Genomic DNA, 6,328 nt, shown 5'->3' with positions numbered 1-6,328 from the left:
GCCCGGCCGGACACCAGCCTGGCGCCCATTACCGGCTCGCCGATTCTCACAACCCAACTGGGCGGCCGTTTGAATGACCCGATTACTGGGGCGCCCATCCCGCCGTATGACGATCCCCGGCTCGGTTTCTCGGGCAACTGGGACGTGGCCGACGACCTGACTGCTGAGAAATTTCCGAGGCGGTTCAGGGTGCGGGCTGTCGAGATACCCGAGATCTACCGCGATGAGCGTACCGGCGATGTTGCTGTGCACTATCGCGTCGCCATACCGAATGACCTGCTGGAGATGTAAGCATGGCCACCCTTGCAGATCAGCGCCGAGCGATCGGGGAGCGTAACGAAAAGGCGCGGCGCGACTTGGGCGAGGCGAATGCCAAAGCGCGCCGCGCGCTCGGCGACGAGATGATCAAGCGCCGCACCGGGAAGACTGAGGTCGAAGAAGTCAACGCGCTCGTCAAGCAGCCTCGCCAGCGCAAGGCGCTACCCACTCTGACCCCGCGCGGCGGGGTGCCAGCACAGGACGGTACGGGCAACTACACCGCCCCGCCCGCCGGCAGCGGGGGCGGCCTGGCCAGCCCGTTCACCGAAACCCCGGGCACCCGCACGTACCACGAGACACCCATCGTCATCCAGAGCACCGACGGCTCGATCTTCATGGCTGTGAAAATGCCCGCCATTGTGACCATGACCGACGCTAACGGCGCCCCGGCGGTGTTCAACTACGCAGAGGTAGTCGATGGATAGCAACTACCCGTTTCTCGGGCGCCCGCTGTGGTTTGGCACGCCCTGGCACGGCGCGGTTTACAGGAATGGCGATATCACCCGCTTGCGGCCCCTGGGCAGCGCTGGCCCGCTTGACCGCCCCTGGACAGGTGCTCGCTACCGCACGTCCGCACTGTGGGACATTGGTCGCCCGGATGTCGAAACACCTGCCGAGATCGCAACCCAGGGCGGGCAGCTACTGGGCCGATCGCTCCAGCCCTGCGACCTGGTGAACTGGCGCCCGCTGCTGCTCGACGACGTCGTATGTCGGGCGCGCATCATTCGAGACCCGATCGAGGGTTTCATCCTCACCGTGCGCGCCTACGACCCCGCTACCGGAGAACTGTTGCCGGCAGTCACGGTCAGCACGGGCAGTTTCACCAACGCCAGTATTGGCCAGGGCGCTGGCGAGCCAACAGTGAGCGGCTGGACACCGCCGGCAACTATCAACACGTACTCAGCAATGGATGTAACGCCAGACGGCCGATCAATGCTGCTCGGCGTTACGCCCTTGATATCAGGTGTCGGCCTGGTGCTGCTTGGGCTTGTGCGCCTTGATATAGGCGGCACCCCGTCGGCGCCGACATTGACGCTTTCGTTGCTGTCATCGCGCAGCGATGCGCTCGGCACCTACTACCTGACCGGGGACGGCGGCACGTTCACCACGATGCACCTGCCGACACCGCCCAATGAACAGCAGTCCGGCCCCTGCGGCGTAACCCGCGACTACCGCCCAGGCGCGCGCACGCTTACCCCAGGCCCGCCGCCATCGTCGAACCCGTCACCCGCCGCACAGGTAGGGTCAGGCTCTGCCGAGCTCGGCGTCACCGGGCGCCTGTTGACCGCCTGGTTTACAGCGGGCGGCGGGGTAGAGATTGTGCGCTACAGCTACCGCTATGAGTGGGAACGCACGGCCACGCTCACGGATGAATCAACCGGCGAGTACCTGCGCGTCGTCACGTATGACGAAGGATGTTCGGTAACCAGCAGCACAACCACAGACACCATCAGCCTCGGCGCCTCACTCAGCGACATAACCGAAGTGCGGCAGACCATCACTGTGGGCGCGCTCAGCGCCACCGGCATGATCCGCTGGACGATGACGGGCAGCACAACCGAACCGTCAGGGCTGCCGCCTACCTGGTCAATCAACACCCTGGAGGAGGGTGACCAGGACGGCATCACCTACACATTCAACTACGCCGGCTCGATTACCCCGCCGACCGCGCCTGCTCTCGCACCGGACCACCCCGTGCTGTTGGGTGTGGTGGTCGGGGCCGACTCGGATGGATCCGGCGCAATCTACCCCGAGCAATTTGGCTGGAGCGTGGCAACGATCGCTCGCACCCGCTTCAACGAAGAGCGCACCGAGGTGCAGTGCAAGCGCTGGCCCTGCTACACGCCCGCCGGCGCACTGGGCGAGAACCAGTTTTTTCTGACCGACTCCCCGATCGGTATCGGCCGGCAAGAGCGGCAGACCTACGCCAACTTCACCGCCTACAACGCGCTCGACCAACAACTGACCAATTTCAGCGGAGACCTGCGCGGCCAGGTGCTGCTCGGGCTCATATGAGGTGACCATGAGATTCATCGACAACTGGTGCTACGCGCTTACCGACGAACTGGCGGCAGGCGGCACCGAACTACCGGTGGCAGGCGAAGCCATCGCCCGGCTGGCCCTGGCAGAGGGCGACGAATACGTGTTGTGCATCGTCGGCGCGCTGGACCCGCTGAACAACAGCGCCCTGGAGGTGGTGCGCCTGGTCGGCCTTGCTTCGGGCTATGAGCTGCTGCGAGGCGAGCAGGGCACTACCGACGTTACCTGGCCAGCAGGCGCAGTGGTGCACTGCGGCGTAACCGCAGCCCTGCTGGCTGAGTTGTGGGCGGCCGCCCAGGGTGGCGGTGGTGGTTCTGATGACACTGTCATCGAACACATAACGGATAACGTACACACCAGGTTCTTTGGCACGCCATCAACGCCACCCAGCCGATTGGGGCAGGTGTGCCGGCAGATCGAGATCAATGGTTTGGTGTGTGAATGGGTGGCCTATGTCCGATGGGACGATAGCCTGCAATGGCGCCGCAGCGTTCTGCCCATGGCGGACTGGGGCCTCGGGATAGCAGATTCCTACACTACCAGCCTGCTCGATAGTGACCGTGCGTTTGCCATGACAACAGACGCCTTCGCTGAGAACCCAGTCGAAACCACGCTTGCACTCCCGCCGGCCGTGGCAGCGGGTGATGGCATCCGCATCCCGATAGTGATCGCCAACTGGAGCGCGCAGACATGGACATTGGTGCTCGACCCTGCGGCCTTCTGGCAGAGCGGTGCTGAGCTGATTTTGCAGACCAGCGCTTTTGATGCACTGGGTATTACGTCGAGTTCAACTGAGCTTGGCGTCGTCAGCTGCGTCGTGCCCGCTAACACCCGGGTTTGGTTTGATCTCACCGCTGTATACAGCACAGACGAAACGGGCTCAGGCATGTTCTGCGAAATCACAGCGCGCCCAATCAATCTCTACCTGAATTAAGGGGCCTGCCATGCAGCCAGCCTGCCTCGATCTACCCATCATCCCGGGCGCGACCAACCGCAAACCACTCTACCTGCTGCAGCCGCGCTGGGAACGCCGCGCCATCAGCGAGGTGCAGAAAACCCCGTCCCTGCTGCTGACCGTGCCCGAGCACGACCTGCCGGCCGAGTGGCCGTGCTGGGTCGAGGGCGTCAGCGGTTTCACCGCACTCAACCGCCAGCCGCCCCAGCAGGCGCCGTGGATGGTCGGCGTGGTTAATGCCGACACCGTGGAAATCAACGCCCTCAACGGCGCCGGCCAGAACGCCAGCGGCGGCTGGCTGGTGTACCAGCCGGGCGTCGACATCACCGATGCAACAGCAGTGCTCACGCTCACCGGCCCCGGCTACAGCCTGCAGCTGACCACCGCCAATGGTGGCTTGCAGGTGCTTGGCGTGGGCCAGCTGAACATCGTGCTCACCCCGGCACAGAGCACAGCCATCCCGCTCGCTGGCGTGACCTACACGCTGGATATCACCTGGAGCAACGGCGACGTAGACCGCTGGCTCGACGGCCCCGTGACCGTGCGCCGAGGAGGTGCCCATGGCTGCTGCACCTGATGTCATCGTCGCTGGCCAGCCATTCGTGCTGGTGCGCGAGCCAGTGGCCGCGCCTGCCATCGTCGTTGCAGTCGGCACACAAGGGCCGCCAGGGCGCAATGGCGTCGGTGCGGGCGGCATCACCTACATCCAGGACCACCCGCCAACCGGGGCAACCGAGAGCGAAACCTGGTGGAACCCGCTGACCCTGCAGCTCAAGGTCTACCACGACAACGAATTTGAACCCGTGTCGCCAGACGGCGGCCATTTCTGAGGAGCCAATCATGGCTGACATCATCCGCATCAAACGCTCCGACGCGACCTCGGCACCCACCAGCCTGGCCGCTGGCGAGCTGGCCTACTCGGAAGTCTCCGGCTACCTCTACTACGGCCGTATCAGCGACGGTACGCCCGTCATCATTGGCGGCAAGGCGCTGAAGGACAAGCTCGACGGCCTGACCTCTGCTGACCTGAGCGACTTCGCCGCCGCCGTTGGCGCCGTTATCGAGCAGGCCAGCATCGGCGATCTGTCCGATGTGGACTTGACCGGCGCAGCCAATGGCCAGGTTCTGGTCTACCGCGACGGTGTTTTCGAGATGGAAGCGCCGCCCAGCGGGGTTACCACCTTCATCGCTCTGACCGACACGCCGTCTGCCTTCACTGGCGCGGGCGGTCGTTTCGTCAAGGTCAACACCGGCGCCACGGCGCTGGAGTTTGTCGACGGTGTAGACGGCGGCACGTATTGAGGTGACCCATGGCTGATGTGATTCGGCACAAGCGCTCGGCCACGGCAGCGGCTGTGCCGAGCGCTGGCCAGCTAGCCCTGGGCGAGTTGGCCATCAACGTCGCAGATGGTCGGCTGTACTTCAAAACCTCGGCGGGGGACATCGTTGCCGTCGCCAATCTCACGGATGCGTGGGCGCTGCAGCCGATCGGTGTTCCGTTCCCGATCCAAACGCACATCACCGGCGTGCCGGTACCACCTACCGACAACCCGAACTACCGCTATATCAAGCTGACTGCGAGCGACAGTTACAACGATGGCGTGTTGACGTCCGAAAGCGTCAGCGGTTCCGCGCCGGAGGTGCAGGCCACGGCGGTAATAGATGACGCCGGCAGTCCTATGTACGGGGAAACGGTGCGACTGATCAATACCGAGCGCCGATTCCTTCGGCCGGGCAGTAGCGGGGCGGTGGAGGCGGATGCGTTTCAGGGGCATACGTTCGCCGGGGACGCGAATATTCGGGCTAGAGATGTCGGCTATTCGATCGTCGGACTGGGTGGGACAAGACTGCCCGCGCTAACCGCCGCAAACTCAGGCAATGATCTTCATGTCATATCTGACGGCGCGAACGGTTCTCCTCGCACAGCAAACGAAACGCGCGTCAAAAGCCTCGGCGCTGACTACTTCATGAGGATTCGCTAATGCCCTACGCAGCAGATGGCCGCCTCAGTCGTGACCCGATTGACGGCGGCATCGAAATCACCGAGCAGCAGTATCAGCAGGGCCTGGCCGGGATGTTGTCCGGCGAGCATGTGCAGATCGTCGGCGGCGCTTTCTTCGTCGGCCCGGTGCCCGTGGTGGAGCCGGAACCCGATCCGGAGCCAACCCCGGAAGAGATCGAGGCGCAGCGGTTGGCGCTGAACAACGGTGCCTATGAAACCGCCACCACCGCGCTCACCGCCAACTATCCTCAGCTGGAAAAGGACACTTGGCCGACGCAGGATGTCGAGTCTACTGCCTGGCTGCTCGACCCAGTTGGCGCCTCAACCCCCTGGATCGATCGTGCCGCCGCTGTGCGGGGCATAGACCGAGAAGAATACCTGCGCCGCACGCTGGTCAAGGCACGCCAGTTCGTGATCATGTCCGCCTGGCTAACTGGCCGCCGCCAGGGCTACGAGGATGTAATCAAGGCTGGTGGTGATCCAGTGCTCGACTACCAGCTGCCGGGCGAGGTACTGCTGGAACTGCAGGCGGTTCAACAAACGGTCATGACGGCGCCGACGGCGCAACTGCGGGAGGCCCTGGCATGACGGGCGTTATGCTTGCGCTTTACAAGGGCGAGGGCCAGCTCGGCAACGCCCTTATTCGCTGGTGGACGCGCAGCCAGTACAGCCATTGCGAACTGGTGGTGCACGGCTACTGCTACAGCAGCTCAGTGATGGACAAAGGCGTGCGGCGCAAGCGGGTTGGGCCGGGCGCCGATGAAATCACCCTCGGCGCCGACCACTGGGATGTGATCGAGCTGCCCTGGGCAGATCCTGCTGCCGTGCTCGAGCACTTCGCCTGCACCGACCCGGACCGCTACGGCTGGCCGTCACTGATCATGAGCCAGATATTCAACCGCAACCGCAAGGTGGAGCACGCTGCGTTCTGCAGCGAATGGTGCGCCGCCGCGCTCGGCCTGCCCAGTCCAGCCAGCTACAGCCCGCATACGATTGGCGAGCTATGTGGCTGG

At 64.1% G+C, this 6,328-nt stretch carries 9 protein-coding genes and 1 pseudogene; all 10 read left to right on the top strand.

Annotated features, from left to right (window positions below; genetic code table 11):
- Positions 1-291 (top strand): annotated as a pseudogene (locus H3221_RS25430) (hypothetical protein); the annotation flags it as partial.
- Between the two features lie 2 nt (positions 292-293).
- A complete protein-coding gene (locus tag H3221_RS25425; protein ID WP_196477218.1) occupies positions 294-743 on the top strand; it encodes a hypothetical protein in 450 nt (149 codons plus the stop codon).
- Positions 736-2,334: a hypothetical protein gene (locus H3221_RS25420; RefSeq protein ID WP_196477217.1), complete on the top strand. Its 1,599-nt coding sequence runs from the start codon at positions 736-738 to the stop codon at positions 2,332-2,334. Before H3221_RS25425 ends, H3221_RS25420 begins: the two co-directional genes overlap by 8 nt.
- Positions 2,335-2,341: 7 nt before the next feature.
- Positions 2,342-3,292: a hypothetical protein gene (locus H3221_RS25415; protein ID WP_196477216.1), complete on the top strand. Its 951-nt coding sequence runs from the start codon at positions 2,342-2,344 to the stop codon at positions 3,290-3,292.
- Between the two features lie 10 nt (positions 3,293-3,302).
- Positions 3,303-3,890: a hypothetical protein gene (locus H3221_RS25410; RefSeq protein WP_196477215.1), complete on the top strand. Its 588-nt coding sequence runs from the start codon at positions 3,303-3,305 to the stop codon at positions 3,888-3,890.
- Positions 3,874-4,143 (top strand): hypothetical protein, encoded by a 270-nt coding sequence (locus H3221_RS25405; RefSeq protein WP_196477214.1) that lies wholly within the window; start codon positions 3,874-3,876, stop codon positions 4,141-4,143. Before H3221_RS25410 ends, H3221_RS25405 begins: the two co-directional genes overlap by 17 nt.
- A gap of 10 nt (positions 4,144-4,153) precedes the next feature.
- Positions 4,154-4,615, top strand: coding sequence for a hypothetical protein (locus H3221_RS25400; protein ID WP_196477213.1), 462 nt, complete (start codon positions 4,154-4,156; stop codon positions 4,613-4,615).
- Between the two features lie 8 nt (positions 4,616-4,623).
- Positions 4,624-5,295 carry a hypothetical protein gene (locus H3221_RS25395; RefSeq protein WP_196477212.1) on the top strand — a complete coding sequence of 224 codons (672 nt, stop codon included), beginning with the start codon at positions 4,624-4,626 and terminating at the stop codon, positions 5,293-5,295.
- Entirely contained in the window at positions 5,295-5,903 is a 609-nt protein-coding gene (locus H3221_RS25390) for a hypothetical protein (protein WP_196477211.1), read from the top strand. Before H3221_RS25395 ends, H3221_RS25390 begins: the two co-directional genes overlap by 1 nt.
- On the top strand, positions 5,900-6,328 hold a 429-nt coding region (locus tag H3221_RS25385; protein ID WP_196477210.1), incomplete at its 3' end, for a hypothetical protein. The genes H3221_RS25390 and H3221_RS25385, both read left to right, overlap by 4 nt.

It is taken from the genome of Pseudomonas chaetocerotis (assembly GCF_015712105.2).
GTDB lineage: Bacteria > Pseudomonadota > Gammaproteobacteria > Pseudomonadales > Pseudomonadaceae > Aquipseudomonas > Aquipseudomonas chaetocerotis.
The sequence above is the reverse complement of the archived record's forward strand: the minus strand, read 5'-3'. Positions and strand labels throughout refer to the sequence as shown.